The sequence below is a fragment of the Belnapia sp. genome (genome assembly GCF_059504005.1).
Map to the genome: position 1 here is coordinate 83,592 of NZ_JCACHU010000097.1, position 17,279 is coordinate 100,870.

Annotated in this window: 14 protein-coding genes; 2 read left to right on the forward strand and 12 right to left on the reverse strand. The window is 70.1% G+C overall.

What is annotated here, in order from left to right; translation table 11 throughout:
* Nucleotides 1-41 precede the first annotated feature (41 nt).
* The 12 genes from AC5JJ1_RS14050 to AC5JJ1_RS14105 form a co-directional block, all read right to left on the reverse strand.
* The gene (locus tag AC5JJ1_RS14050; RefSeq protein ID WP_495785729.1) at nt 42-545 is read right to left on the reverse strand and encodes a (2Fe-2S)-binding protein; all 504 of its coding nucleotides are present in this window, start codon (nt 543-545) and stop codon (nt 42-44) included.
* Nucleotides 546-653: 108 nt separating this feature from the next.
* Nucleotides 654-962 (reverse strand): hypothetical protein, encoded by a 309-nt coding sequence (locus AC5JJ1_RS14055; RefSeq protein WP_495785730.1) that lies wholly within the window; start codon nt 960-962, stop codon nt 654-656.
* 4 nt (nt 963-966) lie between these two features.
* Complete coding sequence (locus AC5JJ1_RS14060) at nt 967-2,007, reverse strand: ABC transporter ATP-binding protein (protein ID WP_495785731.1); 1,041 nt, start codon at nt 2,005-2,007, stop codon at nt 967-969.
* Nucleotides 2,004-3,002, reverse strand: coding sequence for an ABC transporter ATP-binding protein (locus tag AC5JJ1_RS14065; RefSeq protein WP_495785732.1), 999 nt, complete (start codon nt 3,000-3,002; stop codon nt 2,004-2,006). Before AC5JJ1_RS14065 ends, AC5JJ1_RS14060 begins: the two co-directional genes overlap by 4 nt.
* A 4-nt stretch (nt 3,003-3,006) precedes the next feature.
* Entirely contained in the window at nt 3,007-3,930 is a 924-nt protein-coding gene (locus tag AC5JJ1_RS14070; protein WP_495785733.1) for an ABC transporter permease, read from the reverse strand.
* Nucleotides 3,930-4,871, reverse strand: coding sequence for an ABC transporter permease (locus AC5JJ1_RS14075; protein ID WP_495785734.1), 942 nt, complete (start codon nt 4,869-4,871; stop codon nt 3,930-3,932). The genes AC5JJ1_RS14070 and AC5JJ1_RS14075 overlap by 1 nt, the downstream gene beginning before the upstream one ends.
* A 77-nt stretch (nt 4,872-4,948) precedes the next feature.
* The gene (locus AC5JJ1_RS14080) at nt 4,949-6,553 is read right to left on the reverse strand and encodes an ABC transporter substrate-binding protein (protein ID WP_495785735.1); all 1,605 of its coding nucleotides are present in this window, start codon (nt 6,551-6,553) and stop codon (nt 4,949-4,951) included.
* 153 nt (nt 6,554-6,706) lie between these two features.
* On the reverse strand, nt 6,707-8,287 hold the full coding sequence (locus AC5JJ1_RS14085; RefSeq protein ID WP_495785736.1) for an ABC transporter substrate-binding protein: 1,581 nt from the start codon (nt 8,285-8,287) through the stop codon (nt 6,707-6,709).
* A 226-nt stretch (nt 8,288-8,513) separates the two neighbouring features.
* A complete protein-coding gene (locus AC5JJ1_RS14090; protein WP_495785737.1) occupies nt 8,514-10,085 on the reverse strand; it encodes an ABC transporter substrate-binding protein in 1,572 nt (523 codons plus the stop codon).
* A gap of 3 nt (nt 10,086-10,088) precedes the next feature.
* Nucleotides 10,089-11,672 (reverse strand): ABC transporter substrate-binding protein, encoded by a 1,584-nt coding sequence (locus AC5JJ1_RS14095; protein ID WP_495785738.1) that lies wholly within the window; start codon nt 11,670-11,672, stop codon nt 10,089-10,091.
* A gap of 3 nt (nt 11,673-11,675) precedes the next feature.
* Nucleotides 11,676-13,253: an ABC transporter substrate-binding protein gene (locus AC5JJ1_RS14100; RefSeq protein ID WP_495785739.1), complete on the reverse strand. Its 1,578-nt coding sequence runs from the start codon at nt 13,251-13,253 to the stop codon at nt 11,676-11,678.
* A gap of 80 nt (nt 13,254-13,333) precedes the next feature.
* Nucleotides 13,334-14,926, reverse strand: a complete 1,593-nt coding sequence (locus AC5JJ1_RS14105; protein WP_495785740.1) for an ABC transporter substrate-binding protein — start codon at nt 14,924-14,926, stop codon at nt 13,334-13,336.
* A 285-nt stretch (nt 14,927-15,211) separates the two neighbouring features.
* Here AC5JJ1_RS14105 and AC5JJ1_RS14110 point away from each other — a divergent pair, with 285 nt between their 5' ends.
* The gene (locus AC5JJ1_RS14110; protein WP_495785741.1) at nt 15,212-15,694 is read left to right on the forward strand and encodes a GtrA family protein; all 483 of its coding nucleotides are present in this window, start codon (nt 15,212-15,214) and stop codon (nt 15,692-15,694) included.
* Nucleotides 15,695-15,768: 74 nt separating this feature from the next.
* Nucleotides 15,769-17,265, forward strand: coding sequence for an exopolysaccharide biosynthesis polyprenyl glycosylphosphotransferase (locus tag AC5JJ1_RS14115; protein ID WP_495785742.1), 1,497 nt, complete (start codon nt 15,769-15,771; stop codon nt 17,263-17,265).
* The last annotated feature ends 14 nt before the right edge of the window (nt 17,266-17,279 follow it).

Here is a 17,279-nt window from a genome sequence, read left to right on the forward strand (position 1 = left end):
TGCGGCGCGCGGGGGATACCGCGCGCCCTTGGGGTACCCGCTTACTCGGCCGCCGGCGCCAGCGTCTGGGCGCGGCCGTGCATCACGTCCTGCGCCGCGGCAATCGCCTTGACGATGTTGTGGTAGCCCGTGCAGCGGCAGAGATTGCCCTCGAGCCCCTCGCGGATCTCCTTCTCGGAGAGGCCATCGGGATGCTTTTGCACCAGGTCGATGGCCGACATCACCATCCCCGGCGTGCAGAAGCCGCATTGCAGGGCGTGGTACTCGCGGAAGGCCTCCTGCATCGGGTGCAGCGTGCCATCCGGCTTGGCCAGCCCCTCGATGGTCGTCACATGGCTGCCATTGGCCTGGAGGGCCAGGATGGTGCAGGCCTTCACGCTCTCGCCATCGACATGGACGACGCAGGCGCCGCACTGGCTGGTGTCGCAGCCGACATGGGTGCCGGTCAGCCGCAGCTTCTCCCGCAGCAGCTCCACGAGGAGCGTGCGGCCCTCGACCTCGACCGTGCTGGACTTCCCGTTCACGGTCAGTGTTACCTGCGGCATGCCGCGCCTCCCCCGATCCATTGCAACCCGGCGCCCCACGCAACGAAGGGCGCCTGTGGATGGAAAGGTCGCCTCGCCCCCGGCTTCCGTCAAGGACCAGCGCAGGGGTCAGCCGCGCAAGCCCGGCTCCGGCGCCGGAATCAGCCGTTTCCGCCCCCGCGTCAGCAGCAGCAGCAGGCCAAGGACCAGGGTGCCGACCGGCCAGAGGGTCCAGAGCGTGCCGATGGCCATGGCGCCGAACATCCCGGCGCCCATCGCCACCTCCGGGTCGGGCCCGGCGAGGTAGGGGGTGACGGCGGCGCAGGTGCCGAGGCTGCCGACCGCCATGAGCAGCTGGAAGCCCCAGAAGCACCATTTCACCATCCGGCCGAAGCGGCTCCGCCGCTCCCGCACCTCGAGCAGGACCGGCTCGGCCATCCGGTCACACCGCCATCAACGCCTGGCCCTTGGCCACCGCAAGCGGGTTCCGGTCGGCCGGCAGGTCGTGCAGGTGGCAGGCGGCCATGTGCCCCGCGTCCAGCGCGGTCGGGATGGGGTGGAGCGGCGGCTCCTCCACCCGGCAGCGGTCGAAGGCATAGGGGCAGCGGGTGTGGAAGCGGCAGCCGGTCGGCGGGTTGATCGGGCTCGGCACGTCGCCCTTGAGGATGACCCGCTCCCGCGCCTTGCCCGGCATGGGCACCGGCACGGCGGAGAGCAGCGCCTCCGTATAGGGGTGCTTCGGCGCGGCGAAGAGGCTGCGCTTCGGCGCCACCTCCACGATCTTGCCGAGATACATCACCGCCACCCGGTGCGTCATGTGCTCGACGATCGCCAGGTCGTGGCTGATGAAGAGCAGGGCGAGGCCGAGCTGCTCCTGCAGCTCCTGCAGCAGGTTGACGATCTGCGCCTTCACCGAGACGTCGAGCGCCGAGACCGCCTCGTCGCAGATGATGAGGTCCGGCTCGGCGGCCAGGGCGCGTGCGATGCCGATGCGCTGGCGCTGCCCGCCGCTGAACTCGTGCGGCCAGCGGTTCACCGCGTCGCGCGGCAGCCGCACCGTGTCCATCAGCTTGCCGACCCTCTCCTCGAGGTCGGCGCCGTTGCGCGCCAGATCGAAATTGCGGATCGGCTCGGCCAGGATGTCGCGCACCCGCATGCGCGGGTTGAGCGAGGAGAAGGGATCCTGGAACACCACCTGCATGCGCCGCCGCAGCGGCCGCAGCACGCTGGCCGACATGTCGTCGATCCGCGTGCCGTCCAGCACCACCTGCCCGGCGGTGATGGGAAAGAGCTGCAGGATGGCCTTGCCCACGGTCGACTTGCCGCAGCCGCTCTCGCCGACCAGGGACAGCGTCTCACCCTTGTTGATGTAGAAGGAGACGCCGTCCACCGCATAGACCTTGCCGGTGACGCCGCCGAAGAACCCGCCCTTGATCGGGAAGTGCTTCTTCAGGTCCTGGACATCGAGCAGCGGGGAACTCATGCGGCGATCGCCCCTTCCTTGAGCGCGTAGTGGCAGGCGGCGACGTGGCCCGGCGCCTTCTCCTCCAGCGCCGGCGCGACCTGCACGCAAAGGTCAGTCGCATGCGGGCAGCGCGAGGCGAAGACGCAGCCGGGGATCTTCTGCTTGAGGCTCGGCACCAGGCCGGGGATCTCGGCCAGCCGCGTCTCCGTCCCGGTCAGCGAGGAGCCGAGCTTCGGCATGGAGCCGAGCAGCCCCTGCGTGTAAGGGTGGCGCGGGGTGTTGAAGAGCTCGACGACCGGCGCCTCCTCCACCTTCTTGCCGGCATACATGACCACCACCCGCTCCGCGACCTCGGCGACGACGCCGAGGTCATGGGTGATGAGCACGATGGCGGCGCCGACGGTGTTCTTCAGCCCGCGCATCAGCTCGAGGATCTGTGCCTGGATGGTCACGTCGAGCGCCGTGGTCGGCTCGTCGGCGATCAGCAGCTTCGGGTTGCAGGCGAGCGCGATGGCAATCATCACCCGTTGCCGCATGCCGCCCGAGAGCTGGTGCGGATACTCCCGCACCCGTCGCCCCGGCTCCGGGATGCCAACCAGCTTCAGCATCTCGACCGCCTTGGCCTCGGCATCGCGCGCCGAGAGGCCCTGGTGCAGGCGGAGCGTCTCGCCGATCTGCCGGCCGATATTCAGCACCGGGTTCAGCGAGGTCATCGGCTCCTGGAAGATCATGCTGATCTCGTTGCCGCGGATGGCGCGCATCTCGGGCTCGGATAGCGTCAGCAGGTCCCGGCCCTGGAAGCGGATGGAGCCGGCGATCTTCCCTGGCGGCTCCGGGATCAGGCGGAGGATCGACATCGAGGTCACGGATTTCCCGCAGCCCGACTCGCCGACGATCGCCACCGTCTCCCCGGCATTGACCTGGAAGCTGACGCCATCCACCGCGCGGTTGATGCCATCCGGCGTGCGGAAATGCGTCTGCAGGTTCTCGACGACGAGGAGGGGCTCGGCCATGGCGTCAAACCCTCTTCGCCATGCGCGGGTCGAGCGCATCGCGCAAGCCATCGCCCAGCAGGTTGATGGCGAGAACGGTGATGGAGAGAAAGACGGCGGGGAAGAAGACGATATAGGGCTTCACCTGCCAGAGCGCCCGGCCCTCCGCCATGATGTTCCCCCAGGAGGGGATGATCGGCGGCGTGCCCGCGCCGATGAAGGAGAGGATCGCCTCCGTGATCATCGCCGCGCCGCAGACATAGGTCGCCTGCACGGTGATCGGCGCGAGAGTGTTCGGCAGGATGTGGCGGAGGATGATGCGCGGCGTCCGCGTCCCCGCCGCCACCGCGGCATCGACATAGGGCTGCTCGCGCAGCGAGAGCACCACGCCGCGCACCAGGCGCGAGACGCGTGGGATCTCGGCGATGGTGATGGCGAGGATCACGTTCTGCACGCTGCCCCGGGTCAGCGCCATCAGCGCGATCGCCAGCAGGATGGAGGGGATCGACATCATCCCGTCCATGATCCGCATGATGATGCTGTCCGCCCAGCGCACATAGCCGGAGACGAGGCCGATCGTCAGCCCGATCACCGAGGCGAAGAAGGCGACCGAGAAGCCGACGATGAGCGAGATCCGCGCGCCGTAGAGCACGCGGGAATAGACGTCCCGCCCCAGCATGTCGCTGCCGAACCAGTACATGGCCGAGGGCTCGCGCGTGCGCCGCGCCGGCGCGAGGGCCGTCGGGTCCACCGTCCAGAGCAGCGGCGCGAAGATGGCGATACCCACCATCAGCAGCAGAAGGAAGCCGCCGAGCGCCATGGTCGGGTTGCGCCGGATGAAGCCGATGAGGCCGCGCCGCGGCTTCACCGGCGGCAGGACGTCGCCCATCGGTTCGGCGGCGGCGACTTCGCGCGGCGGGGCGGAGGGGGAAAGGACGGCGGAGGACATCAGTAACGGATCCTCGGGTCGAAGAGGGTATAGGCCAGGTCGATCACCAGGTTGACCAGCACGTAGACGAAGCTGAACAGCAGCACGACGCCCTGGATGACCGGATAGTCGCGCCTGAGGATCGCATCGACCGTCAGCCGCCCGAGGCCGGGGATGGCGAAGACGCTCTCCGTCACCACCGCGCCGCCGATCAGCAGCGCGATGCCGATGCCGATGACGGTGACGATCGGCACGGCGGCATTCTTCAGCGCGTGCAGGAAGAGGATGCTGCGCTGCCCCGCCCCCTTGGCGCGTGCAGTGCGGATGTAGTCCTGCTGCAGCACCTCGAGCATCGTTGCCCGGGTGATGCGGGCGATCAGCGCGATATAGACGCCGCCCAGCGCGATGGAGGGCAGGATCAGGTTCTCCAGCCAGGGGAAGAAGCCCTCGCGGAAGGCGGTGTAGCCCTGCACCGGCAGCCAGTCGAGCTCGAGGGCGAAGATATAGGCGAGCACATAGCCGACGACGAAGACGGGGACGGAGAAGCCGAGCACTGCGAAGCCCATCACCGCGCGGTCGATCCAGCTGCCCTGCTTCCAGGCGGCGACGACGCCCATCGGCACGGCGATGCTGACGGCGAGGCAGAGCGTCAGGACCATCAGCGAGAGCGTGGGCTCGATCCGCTGCTGGATCATCGTCGTGACCGGCAGGTTGGTGAAGATGGAAACGCCCATGTCGCCGTTCAGGATGTTCCACACCCATTCGCCGAACCGAACCAGGAAGGGCCGGTCGAGCCCGAGCGAGGCGCGGATGCGCTCCACATCCTGCGGCGTCGCCTGGTCGCCGGCGATGACGGCGGCCGGATCGCCCGGCGCGATGTAGAGCAGGCTGAAGACGAAGAGCGCAACGATGGCCATCACCGGGATGGTGGCCAGGACGCGCCGGACGGCATAGGCGAACATGGCGCCTCCTTACGCTTTGGGGAGCCCCGCGCAACCGGTATGCGGCTGCGCGAGGCTCCCGATCTTATCCGCTACAGTCAAGACTTGGAGACGCCCCAGAAGAAGGGCAGCGGCCCCTTCACGATGCCCGAGACACTCGCCCGCCAGGCCTGGTAGCCGAGGAAGAAGCCTGTCGGAGCATAGACGACGTTGTCGAGCGCCGCCTTGTTCAGCCGGCCGATGACGGCCTTCTCGGCGGCGCGGTCGGGCGCATCGAACCAGTTCGCCACCTCGGTCTCGACCGCCGGAATGTTGGGCCAGCCGAACCAGGCGCCGTCGCCATTCGCGCGGATGGCGTTGTAGACCGCCGGGTTGATGCAGTCCGCGCCGGCATGCCAGCTGTGGAACATGCTCCAGCCGCCCTGCCCCACCGGGTTCTTCATCGCGCGGCGCTGGCCCGTGGTGCCCCAGTCGGTCGCCACGAAGTCGACGTTGAAGCCCATGCGCTTCAGCAGGTCGGCCGTGACGTCGCCGAAGGACTTGGTGATCGGCTGGTCCTGCGCGACGACGCATGTGACGGGCGAGCCGTCATAGCCGCTCTCGGCCAGCGCCTTCTTCGCCGCGTCGAGGTTGCGCGGTCCCTTCAGGATCTCGCCGCCCTCCTCGGTATAGAGCGGCGTGCCGGGGGTGAAGTAGCCCGGCAGCGACTTCCACAGGTTGTTGTCGTCGCCGACCAGGGCTCGCATGTAGTCTTCCTGGCTCATCGCCATCAGCACCGCGCGGCGCACCTTCACGTTGTTGAAGGGCGTCGTCGTGTGGTTCATGCGGAAGGTGCCGATATTGCCGAGCGGGTCGGCGATGTCGACGCGGATGCTGCGGTTGCGGCGGAGCTGCGGCACCAGGTCGGTGATCGGGTTCTCCCACCAGTCGACCTCGCCGTTCTGCAAGGCGGCGGAGGCGGTCGCCGGGTCGGGCATGATGAGCCATTCGATCCGGTCGACGCCCATGCGCTTGCCGCCGGCGAGCCAGGAGACGGGCTCCTCCCGCGGCAGGTAGTCGGCGAATTTCTCGAAAACGGCCCTGGCGCCCGGGTTCCACTCGTCGCGCTTGAAGCGCATCGGCCCGCTGCCGATGAACTCGCTGACCTGCTGGAAGGGGTCGGTCTTCGCCAGCCGCTCCGGCATGATGAAGGCCATCGGCGTGCTGTTCTTGCCGAGCGCCATCAGCAGCTTCGGATAGGGCTTCTTCAGCACCCAGCGGAAGGTGCGGTCGTCGACCGCGACCAGCTCGTTCTGGATGGCCTTGACCATCAGCCCCATCGGGTCGCGGGCCGACCAGCGCGTGAGGCTCGCCACCACGTCCCTGGCCAGCACCGGCGCGCCGTCATGGAATTTCAGGCCGGGGCGCAGGCGGAATTCCCAGGTGAGCCCGTCGGCCGAGACCTGCTCCGCCTCGACCATCTGCCGCTTCGACGTCAGCGTGTCATCGAAGCCGTAGAGCGTGTCCCAGACCATGGCCGCGGCGTTGCGGACCACATATTGCGTGCCCCAGATCGGGTCGAAATTGGCCAGATTCGCCTGCGGCACGAAGCGCAGCGTCCGCGCCGCCGCACCCTGCGACAGCGCCGGGCCGGCCAGCCCAGCCGAAGCGGCGCCCACCATTCCGGCAGCGGCCGTCCCCTTCAGGAAACTCCTGCGATCCATCCTTTGTCGTCTCCCAGCTCCCAGCCGAGCGGTCCGTTTCCGCCCGGATAACCATCAGCCTGCCTCAGCCTTGGGCATTGCGCCAGCGTACTTACGCCGCCAAGAGCGCTGTCACCCCCACTTGCACGGGCCGTGCCAATCGGAAATCACACCCTAGCCGCGCCTGACATTCCAGAAGAGCGGCGGCCCGCCGGTGACGATGTTGGTCAGGCTGCGCCGGTAGGCCTGGGGCGGCCGCAGCAGCCCGAGCGGGATGAAGGGCGCCTCCTCCCAGACCAGGGCCTGCAGTTCCTCCGCGATCTTCCGCTCCGCCGCCAGGTCGGGCGCGTCGAACCAGGCGTCACGCAGCGCCTCCCGCCGCGGGCTGGTCGACCAGCCGATCCAGCCCTGGGCCCCGTTGCCCCGGATCGGCTGATGGCTGCCGGGGACGGAGACGTCCAGCCCCTCCCAGGTGGTGCAGAAGACGTTCCAGCCGCCCTGGGCCGGCGCCTCCCGCTTCGCCCGGCGCTGCACCAGCGTGCCCCAGTCCATGCTCTGCAGGTCGACCTTCATCCCCGCCCGCCGCAGCGCATCCGCCGCCACCTCCGACAGGGCGTTGATGGCCGGGAAGTCGGTTGGCGAGAGGATGACGACCGGCTCGCCCTTGTAGCCGGCCGCCGCCAGGGCCCGCTTCGCCGCCTCCGGGTCGCGCGGCCCGGCGACCGCCTCCATACCCAGATCGGTGGCGAGCGGCGTGCCCGGGGTGAAGGCCCCTGCCGGCACCTGCCACAGCGCCTTGTCCTCGCCGAGTGCGGCCTGCATGAAGGAGACCTGGTCGATCGCCGGCAGCAGCGCCCGCCGGATCTCCGGCCTGTCGAAGGGCGGGTGCAGGTGGTTGAAGCGGATCATGCCGAGCGCGCCCGCGGTGTTCACCACCTCGATGGCGATGTCGCGGTTGCCCCTCAGCACCGGCAGCAGGTCGGCGAGCGGCGTCTCCCACCAATCGACCTCGTTGTTCTGCAGGGCGGCGGCAGCCGTCGCCGGGTCGGGCATCACATGCCACTCGACCCGGTCGAAATAGACGGTCTTGCCGCCGGCGAGGAAATCCGGCGGCTCGTCCCGCGGCACGTAGCCGGGGAAGCGCTCATAGGCCGCCAGGCTGCCTGGCACCCATTGCGAGGCGCGGAAGCGGAAGGGGCCGCTGCCCACATACTCCGTGATCTGGGTGAAGGGATCGGTCTGCGCCACGCGCTCCGGCATGATGGCGCAGATATTCGCCGATGGCTTGCCGAGCGCCCAGATCAGCCCCGGCCAGGGCTTCTTCAGCGCGATCTCGAAGCGGTCATCGGCCTTGACCTGCATCTCCTCGAGCAGGGCGGCCAGGCGCTGGCCCAGCACGTCGCGCTTCGACCAACGGGCGATGGAGGCGATGCAGTCGCGGGCCAGCACCGGCTGTCCGTCGTGGAAGCGGAGGTCGGGCCGGAGCGTGATGGCATGGACCAGCCCATCGGCCGAGACCTCGTGCCCCGCCGCCATCTGCGGCTTCGGCTGGAAGTCGCGCCCGAGGCCGAAGAGCGTGTCATAGACCATCAGCCCGTGGTTCCGGGCCAGCGTCGTCGTCGTCCAGATCGGGTCGATATTGGCGAGGTTGCCCTGCGGCACGAAGCGCAGCGTCCGGGCATTCCCCTGCGCCAGGGCCAGGCGCGGGGCGGCCATGGCGAGGCCCGTGCCCTTCAGCAGGGTGCGACGATGCATGCGGCGTTCCTCCCGGTCCGGTCGGCTGTCCTTGCCTCAGCCCCGGGGCCGGCGCAACGGGGTCTGGGCGCGTCAGACGAGGTCGGCGGTTGAGGGCTGGCGAGGGGTTTTTCGCCCCGGGAAGAAGGATGGCGCCGCCGATGCAGGTTGCATCGGCAAGCCCGGCGACGCAGCCGAGGCGGAAGTGACCCGCCAGGCCGACCCGCCCGACCTTGCCTCGCGAGCCCTAGGCCTTGGACATGTTCCAGAAAACCGTCGCCGGCGCCCGGAAGGCCCCGGTGACGTTCCGCCGCCAGGCCGAGGGCTGCCAGTAGAAGCCGAGCGGGATGTAGGCCATGACCTCCATGGCCCGCCGGTTCAGCGCCTCGGCCACGCGCCGCCCCTCGGCCGGGTCGGGCGCATCGACCCAGGCCTGGCGCAGCCGCTCGATCTCCGGGTCATCGGGCCAACCGAACCAGGCCTGCGGCCCGTTGGCGCGCAGGAAGAGGTGATAGACCGGCAGGCTGAGGCTCTGCCCGGAGGAGGTGGTGTGGATGATGCTCCACCCGCCCTTGTCCACCGGCTCCTTGCTCGCGCGCCGCTGCACCAGCGTGCCCCAGTCGGTGGAGACAAGCTCGAGATTCATCCCGAGCCGCCGCAGCAGGTCGGCCGTCACCATCGAGAGGGCATTGATCTGCGGGTAGTCGCCGGGCGCGATCAGCACGACCTTCTCGCCCTTGTACCCCGCCTCGGCCAGCGCCGCCTTGGCGCGCTCGAGGCTGTGGGTCTTCAGCACCTCGCTGCCCGCCTCGTTGGCGAGCGGCGTGCCGCAGGTGAAGACGCCCTCGCAGGTCTCCCACCCGCCCGCCTCGTTGCCGGCGACGGCACGCAGGTAGTCCCGCTGGTCGACCGCCATGGCGACGGCGCGGCGGATGCCCGGGTTGTCGAAGGGCGGCTGCAGGCAGTTGAAGCGGCAGATGCCGTAGAAGCCGTCCAGCAGCCGCTGCTCCACCACCACCTGCCGGTTCCGCTTCAGCAGCGGCAGCAGGTCGTGCAGCGGATACTCCCAGTAATCCTGCTCGCCCGTCGACATGGCGGAGGCCGCCGTTGCCGGGTCGCTGATGATGGTCCACTCCACCCGGTCGAGCCGCGGCACCCGCCCGCCGGCCAGCCCGTCCACCGGCTCCGGCCGCGGCTCGTAGCCGTCGAACTTCGCCCAGACCGCGCGCTGCCCCGGGTTCCATTCCTCGGCGAGGAAGCGGAAGGGCCCGCTCCCCACCGCCTCCCGCACCTGCTGGAAGGCATCGGTCGCGGCGATCCGCTCCGGCATGACGAAGCAGGGGAATTGCGTTTGTCCCAGCGCCAAGGTCAGCAGCGGCACCGGCTTCCGGAGGCGGAAGCGGAAGCGCCGGTCATCCACCACCTCGACGCCGGCGATGCTCGGCTGCAGCACCTGCATGAAGGGGTCGCGCCGCGCCCAGCGATTGATGCTGGCGACGCAGTCGCGGGCCAGCACCCGCTCGCCGTCATGGAACCTCAGCCCCGTCCGCAGGGTGAAGGTGACGGCCAGCCCATCCGGCTCCGTCACCCAGCCCTCGGCCATCTGCGGCCGGATTTCGCCCTTGGCATCCTGGGCGCAGAGCTGGTCATAGACCAGGAAGCCGTGGTTGCGGGTGACGACCGCCGTGGTCCAGACCGGGTCGAGGCTGGTGAGGTTGGACTGTGGGATCACCCGCAGCACGCGCCCCGCCGCCTGCGAGAAGGCCGGGGCGGGCAGCGCCGCGAGCGCGGCGCCCTTCAGCAGGCTGCGGCGTTCCATGGGCTAGCTCCGCTTCAGGTTCCAGAACAGCGCGAAACCCGGCACGCGGCCTGTGAGGTTCCGCCGCAGGGAGGTCATCGCCCGGTAGGCGCCGACCGGGATGTAGGGCAGCTCGTCGAGGGCCGTGAGCTGAATCTCCCGTGCCAGCTTCTGCTGCGCCTCGAGGTTCGGCGCATCGAACCAGGCATCCCGCAGCTCCTCCAGCTTCGGGATGGTCGGCCAGCCGAACCAGCCGGCCGGGCCATTGCCGCGCAGCGGAAAATTGCTCGAAGGGTCGGCGAACTCGAAGGAGGAGAAGGCGGTGAGGAAGACGCTCCAGCCGCCCTTGTCGAGCGGCTCGCGGTTGGCGCGGCGCTGCACCACGCTGCCCCAGTCGGTGAGGGCGAAATCGAGGTTCACCCCCAGCTTGCGGAACATGTCGGCCGCCACCTGCGTCATCGCGGCCGGCGCCAGGATGTCGGTCGGGCCGATCAGCCGGATCGGCTGGTTGGTGTAGCCCGCCTCCTTCAGCAACGCCTTCGCGCGGTCGATGCTGCGCGGCCCGAGCAGCGCCCCCATCCCGGCATCGTTGGCGAGCGGCGTGCCGGGGGTGAAGACGCCCATGCTGGTGAAGCCCGCCGGGTCCGGCCCGACGATCGCCGTCATGTAGTCCGCCTGGTCCACCGCCGGCAGCAGCGCCTGGCGCATCTTCTTGTCGTTGAAGGGCGGGTGGAGGTGGTTGAAGCGGAGGATCGCCGGGTTCGGCAGGGTGTCGATCGCCTCCACCACGATCTGCCGGTTGCGGCCGAGCAGTTGCTGGATCTCCGGCGGCGGCTGCTCGTACCAGTCGATCTCGCCCGCCTGCAGCGCGGCGGCCGCCGTCGCCGCATCGGTGATGATGTGCCACTCGATGCGGTCGAAATGCGCCACCTTCGGCCCCGCCGTCAGGCTGACGGCGCCGGCGCCGACGGGCTGGTAGTTCGGGTTGCGCTCATAGGCGACGAAGCTCCCCGAGTTGTACTCGCCGGGCAGGAAGCGGAAGGGCCCGCTGCCCACCGTCTCGCGGATCTGCTGGAACGGGTCGGTCCGCGCGATCCGCTCCGGCATGATGAAGGCGGCCGGGTTGGAGGGGTTGGAGATCGCCTCGAGCAGCCGCGGGAAGGGCCGCTTCAGCCGGAAGCGCAGCCGCTTGTCGTCCAGCGCCACCAGCTCCTCGATCAGCGGCTCCATCTTCTGGCCGTTGGAGTTGCGCTTCATCCAGCGGCGGAGGCTGGCGACGCAGTCGCCCGCCCGCACCGGCTCCCCGTCATGGAAGCGGAGGCCGTCGCGCAGGGTGAAGGTCCAGGCCCGCCCGCCATCCTCGACCGTGTGGCCGGCGGCCAACTGCGGCTGCGGCTGGAAGCGCGCATCCATCCCATAGAGCACGTCATAGACGAGCCAGGCATGGTTGCGGGTGACATTGGCCGTGGTCCAGATTGGGTCGAGGCTCGTCAGGTTGGCCTGGGGGACGAATTTCAGCACCCGGGCATTGCCGGGCTGGGCGAGGCCGGGGCTGGACAAGGCGGCCGGCAGCGCTGCGGCGCCGGCAAGGAGGCTGCGTCGCTGCATGGTTCAGGTCTTCCTTACCGACCAGAAGAGCGGCGGCCCCTTCGGCACGTCGGTGATGCTCCGCCGGTAGGCCGTGGTGGTGAAGCTTTGGCCGAGCGGCAGGGTCGGCACCTCCTCGTAGGCGATCGCCTGCTGCTCCCGCGCCGCCTGCTGCTGCGCGGTAAGGCTGGGTGCATCGAACCACTCCGCCCGCTTCGCCTCCAGCCGCTCGGAGCTCGCCCAGCCGAACCAGCCATTGGCGCCGTTGCCCCGGAGGATCTGGTTGATGCCCGGGTTCAGCGTGTGGAGGCCGGCCCAGTAGGTGAAGAAGATGCTCCAGCCGCCCTTCTCCGGCGGCTCGCGGCTGTTGCGCCGCTGCACGACCGTGCCCCAGTCGGCGGCGACGTAGTCGACATTCAGCCCGACCTGCTTGAAGAGATCGGCCGCCACCAGGCCGAGCGCGTTGATGATCGGGAAGTCGGTGGCGCCGAGCAGCACCACCGGCTCGCCCCTGTAGCCGCTCTCGGCCACCTCGCGCTTCACCTTCTGCAGGTCGCGCGGCCCGCTCAGCGCCTCCATCCCGGCATCGCTGGCGAAGGGCGTGCCCTGCGGGAAGAAGCCGACCTTGTCCGCCCAGGCGCCCCGCTCGCTGCCCCAGGCCGCGGTCATGAAATCCGCTTGGCTGACGGCGCCCAGCAGCGCGCGCCGGAGCTTCGGGTTGTTGAAGGGCGGGTGCAGGTGGTTGAACCGCCCGAAGCCGAGCAGCCCGGTCGGGTCGGGCTGCTCGGTCACGATGTCGCGGCTGCGGCGGAGCGGCGGCAGCAGGTCGTTCGGCGGGTTCTCCCACCAGTCGACCTCGCCCGACTGCAGCGCGGCGGAGGCCGTCGCGCTGTCCGGCGTCACCCGCCACTCGACGCGGTCGACGAAGGCGCGCTTCGGGCCCGAGGTCCAGGCCGGGGTGCCCTCGCGCGGCACATAGCCGTCGAAGCGCTCATAGACGAAGCGGCTGCCCTGCACCCGCTCATCCGCCTTGAAGCGGAAGGGACCGCTGCCGATGAACTCGCCGACCGGGCGGAAGGGATCGGTATTCGCCAGCCGCTCCGGCATGATGAAGGGCACCGGCGAGCCGATCTTGCCGAGCGCATCGGGCAGCAGGGGAAAGGGCTTCCTCAGCCGGAAGACGAGGGTGCGGTCGTCGGTCGCCACCAGTTCCTCGGTGCGGGCGGCGAGCTCCTGGCCGAGCGGGTCGCGCTGCTGCCAGCGCTTGATCGAGGCGACGCAATCCTGCGCCCGCACCGGCTCGCCATCATGGAAGCGGAGGCCGGGGCGCAGGGTCAGCGTCCAGCGCCGGCCGTCATCCTCGACCCGATGGCCCTCGACCATCTGCGGCTGCGGCTTGAGGTCCCCATCCAGCCCGTAGAGCGTGTCCCAGACCATCAGCCCATGGTTGCGGGTGACATAGGCGGTGGTGGTGATCGGGTCGAGCGTGCCGATATCGGATTGCGGGATGAAGCGGAGGACCCGGCTGCTGGCCGGCTGGGCGATCGCGAAATGGGCGAGGGGCGCCGCGGCGGCAGCGCCCAGCACAGTGCGTCGGAACATCCTGGTCTCCCCGGAGGCCGGTCATGCCGGCCGTTCCGGGAAGTGAAGCGCGGATTGCAGCCCCGCCGCAAGCTGGGCTTTCAGCTCTTCTGCAGGTTCCAGAAGAGCGGCATGCCCCCCAGCACCCCCGTCACCCCGCGCCGATAGGACCAGGGCTGGAAGTACTGGCCGAGCGGCAGGTAGGGCGCCTCGCGGAACCCCTCCCCCTGGATCTCGGCGGCCAGCTTCTGCTGCGCGGCGAGGTCCGGCGCATCGAGCCAGGCGGTGCGCAGCTCCTCCATCTTCGGCATGGTCGGCCAGCCGAACCAGGCGCTCGTCCCGTTGCCGCGGAGCCCGAGATGCGTCGCCGGCGAGAAGAAGTCGAGCCCGGCGAAGAAGGTGAAGAAGACGCTCCAGCCGCCACGCTCAGCCGGCTCCCGGCTGGCGCGCCGCTGCACGACGCTGCCCCAGTCGGTCGAGACGTAGTCGACGTTCATCCCCGACTTCACCAGCATGTCCCGCCCGACCTGGGCGAGGGCATTCAGCGACGGGAAATCGGAGGCGGCGATCACCACGATCTTCTCGCCCTTGTAGCCGGCGGCGGCGAGGTCGCGCTTCACCTTGTCGTAGTCCCGCGGCGCCTTCAGCACATCGACGCCGACCGTGCTCGCCATCGGCGTCCCCGGCGGGAAGAAGCCGACGCCGTCCCGCCAGCTGGACGGGTCGGTGCCGATGACGGCGCTCATGAAATCGGACTGCTCGACGCCGCCAAGCAGCGCCCGGCGGATGTCCGGGTTGTTGAAGGGCGGATGCAGCGCGTTGAAGCGCAGCAGCCCCATCAGCCCGGTCGGGTCGTAATTCTCGACGACGAGGCTGCGGTTGCGCCGGAGCAGCGGCAGCAGGTCGGCCGTCGGCTGCTCCCACCAATCGACCTCGTTGTTGCCGAGCGCGGCCGCGGCGGTCGAGGCATCCGGGACTACGCGCCATTCGACGCGGTCGAGACGCGCCTGCTTCGGCCCCGAGGTCCAGGCCGCCGTGCCGCCCTCGCGGGGGACGTAATTCGGGTTGCGCTCATAGACCAGCAGGCTGCCCGGTACGCGCTCATCGGCTTTGAAGCGGAAGGGGCCGGAGCCGATATTCTCCCGGATCGGCGTGTTCGCATCCTGCGCGGCGATGCGCTCCGGCATCATGAAGGGTACCGGCGACGATGCCTTGGCCAGCGCGTCGAAGAGCAGGGCGAAGGGCCGCTTGAGGCGGAAGGTGAGGTTGCGGTCGTCATCGGCGACCAGCTCGTCGGTTGCCGCCATCAGCGCCTGGCCGAGCGCATCCCGCTGCGCCCAGCGCTTGATCGAGGCGACGCAGTCCCGCGCCCGCACCGGCTCGCCGTCATGGAAGGCGAGGCCCTGGCGGAGCGTGATGGTCACGCGCCGCCCGCCATCCTCCACCTTGTGCCCCTCGGCCATCTGCGGCTGCGGCTTGAAGTCGGCATCGACGCCATAGAGCGTGTCGTAGATGAGGAAGGCGTGGTGCCGCGTCACATAGGCGGTGGTGACGATCGGGTCGACCACCGCGACATCGGATTGCGGGATGAAGCGCAGCACCCGGCTGCCGGCCGGCTGGGCCAGGGCGGGCGCCGGGAAGCGGAGCGCGGCACCGGCCAGGGCGGCCCCGGCCAGCAGGTTGCGACGAAGCATGAGCTTTTTCCCCCGGTCTCGAAACGGCTGGACAGTAGCGGTTTTCCCGGCCCCGTGAAGCACCCGATTCGGCCGCCATCCCTGGCCACCGGCCCTGCGGTTCCGGCCCCCGCCGGCGCCTGGTAATTCCCGGATCGAATCGTACTGCGATATCACCCGCCTGCGCCGTGGAACGTGACAGCGGAAGCGGCCGATTCGCGCCCCTGGCGAGCGGTTGTCACCGCGCCGTGGTTTGTCGCAGGGGGCAAGGGCGCGTAAGCCTTGCCGCATACAGGATGCTTTTGGATGACGTCTGCTCTCACCGGTCCCGACCTCTCCGATTCGCCCCTCGCCGCCCGCAAGGGCGGCCGCATGCTGGGCGAGTTCCTGCGCTTCGGCGTGGTCGGCGTCGGTGGCTTCCTCGTGGATGCCGGGGTGCTGACGGCGGGCATCGCGCTCGGCACCGGCCCCTGGATCGGCCGTGTGCTGTCCTACCTGGCGGCGGCGACCACGACCTTCGCGCTGAACCGGGCCTGGACCTTCCGGGCGGCGCGGCCGGCGGGCGGACTCGCCCGGCAGTGGCTGCTCTTCCTGCTCGTCAACTTGCTCGGCTTCGTCTGCAACTATGGCACCTATGCCGCGCTGGTCGCCGGTGTACCTCTGGTCGCGGCGCAGCCCGTGATCGGCGTCGCGGCCGGCTCACTGGCCGGACTCGCCGCGAATTTCCTCATGTCCCGGCGCTTCGTCTTCGGCGCCGCCGGGGTCGCCCCCCGTCCCTCCAGAGCGTGAAGGCCAGCGGGAGCCATGCCCATCGCAATCGAGAGCCTCAACCCCATCCGCAGGCAGTCAGCATGCAGGACGTGATGCCACCCGAGCACCGCACCGGCGACCGCCGGCTGCTGACCGCGGTGGCGGAGGCCGGCTGGGTCGGCCTTGGCAGGGCCGCGCGGCGCGACCGCTGGGCAATCGGCTCGCCGCTGCCGCCGGCGCTGCTGGCGCTCGCGGTTGCGCTGCTGGACGTGGCCTGCCTCGCCGCCGGCGGCTTAGCGGTGAAGGCGCTGCCGATCGCGCCGATCGAGGGGCCGGCGCTGCGGCTGATCGGCTTCGTCGCCCTGCTGGTGCCCTGCCTGATCGTCGCGGCCGGCGGCTATAGCCATGCCGCGCTCTTCGGCGGCAAGCGGGCCGGGCTCGGCGCCGTGGCCGGGCTGGTGCTCGGCATCGGCGGCATGGGGCTGGCGGCACAGGCGCTCGGCGCCCGCGGCAATTTCCCGCCCGGGCTGGCGCTGCTCTGGCTCGGCATCGCCATGCCGCCGCTGCTTGCCGGGCGGATGGCCGCCGCCGTCGCGCTCCGCGCCGCGGCCGAGCGCACCCGGCAGCGCGCCGTGGTGGTGGGCGACGGGCCGCAGGCCGCCCGCCTGGTCGCCGCGCTCGGCGGCCGGCCGGACCGCAGCCTGGAGCTGGTCGGCCTTGTCGACGACCGCCGTGCCCATCAGGTCGGAGGCTTGCGCAACGGCCTGCCCTATCTCGGCTCGCTCGAGGCGCTCGACGCCATGATCCGCCGCGGCGAGGTCGACCAGGTGATCCTCGCCCTCCCCTGGGCGGCGGAGGCGCGGCTGCAGGGCCTGCTCAAGCATTTCGCCGACTTCCCGGTCGATGTCCGCCTCGCGCCGGACCTCATGGCCTATCGTAGCCTCGGCACCGCGCCGGAGGGCGAGCGGCTGCGCCTGCTCCGCCTCGCCGACCGGCCGATCAGCGGCTGGGGCGCCGTGGTCAAGACGGTGGAGGACTACATCCTTGCCACCCTCGCCCTCGCCGTTGCCGCGGTTCCGATGGCGCTGATCGCGCTGGCGGTGCGGCTCGACAGCCCAGGTCCCGTGCTGTTCCGCCAGCGCCGCACCGGCTTCAACAACCAGCCTTTCTACGTGCTGAAATTCCGCACGATGTACCAAGAGGCTGCGGATTACACCGCTGCCCGCCAGGTCTCGCTCGGCGACAAGCGGGTGACGCGGGTCGGCGCCATCCTCCGCCGCACCTCGCTCGACGAGCTGCCGCAGCTCTTCAACATCCTCCGCGGCGAGATGTCCTTCATCGGCCCGCGGCCGCATGCGCCGGGCACCCGCGCGGGCGGAAGGCCCTTCGAGGAGGTGGCCGCCCGCTACGCCGCGCGGCACCGGGTGAAGCCCGGCCTCACCGGCCTCGCCCAGGTGCGCGGCTGGCGCGGCCCGACCGAGACGGAGGAGAAGCTGCTCCGCCGCGTCGAGAGCGACCTCGAATACATCGACACCTGGTCGCCCTGGCTCGACTTCACGATCCTGGTGCGGACGTTGCTGGCCGTCGCCCGGATGCGGAACGCCTTCTGACCGGCGGGGGTCAT

Bases quoted from the DNA above. Each gene is read 5' to 3' on its own strand.
- AC5JJ1_RS14050 (WP_495785729.1), bottom strand. From the start codon at position 545: ATGCCGCAGGTAACACTGACCGTGAACGGGAAGTCCAGCACGGTCGAG.
- AC5JJ1_RS14055 (WP_495785730.1), bottom strand. From the start codon at position 962: ATGGCCGAGCCGGTCCTGCTCGAGGTGCGGGAGCGGCGGAGCCGCTTC.
- AC5JJ1_RS14060 (WP_495785731.1), bottom strand. From the start codon at position 2,007: ATGAGTTCCCCGCTGCTCGATGTCCAGGACCTGAAGAAGCACTTCCCG.
- AC5JJ1_RS14065 (WP_495785732.1), bottom strand. From the start codon at position 3,002: ATGGCCGAGCCCCTCCTCGTCGTCGAGAACCTGCAGACGCATTTCCGC.
- AC5JJ1_RS14070 (WP_495785733.1), bottom strand. From the start codon at position 3,930: ATGTCCTCCGCCGTCCTTTCCCCCTCCGCCCCGCCGCGCGAAGTCGCC.
- AC5JJ1_RS14075 (WP_495785734.1), bottom strand. From the start codon at position 4,871: ATGTTCGCCTATGCCGTCCGGCGCGTCCTGGCCACCATCCCGGTGATG.
- AC5JJ1_RS14080 (WP_495785735.1), bottom strand. From the start codon at position 6,553: ATGGATCGCAGGAGTTTCCTGAAGGGGACGGCCGCTGCCGGAATGGTG.
- AC5JJ1_RS14085 (WP_495785736.1), bottom strand. From the start codon at position 8,287: ATGCATCGTCGCACCCTGCTGAAGGGCACGGGCCTCGCCATGGCCGCC.
- AC5JJ1_RS14090 (WP_495785737.1), bottom strand. From the start codon at position 10,085: ATGGAACGCCGCAGCCTGCTGAAGGGCGCCGCGCTCGCGGCGCTGCCC.
- AC5JJ1_RS14095 (WP_495785738.1), bottom strand. From the start codon at position 11,672: ATGCAGCGACGCAGCCTCCTTGCCGGCGCCGCAGCGCTGCCGGCCGCC.
- AC5JJ1_RS14100 (WP_495785739.1), bottom strand. From the start codon at position 13,253: ATGTTCCGACGCACTGTGCTGGGCGCTGCCGCCGCGGCGCCCCTCGCC.
- AC5JJ1_RS14105 (WP_495785740.1), bottom strand. From the start codon at position 14,926: ATGCTTCGTCGCAACCTGCTGGCCGGGGCCGCCCTGGCCGGTGCCGCG.
- AC5JJ1_RS14110 (WP_495785741.1), top strand. From the start codon at position 15,212: ATGACGTCTGCTCTCACCGGTCCCGACCTCTCCGATTCGCCCCTCGCC.
- AC5JJ1_RS14115 (WP_495785742.1), top strand. From the start codon at position 15,769: ATGCCACCCGAGCACCGCACCGGCGACCGCCGGCTGCTGACCGCGGTG.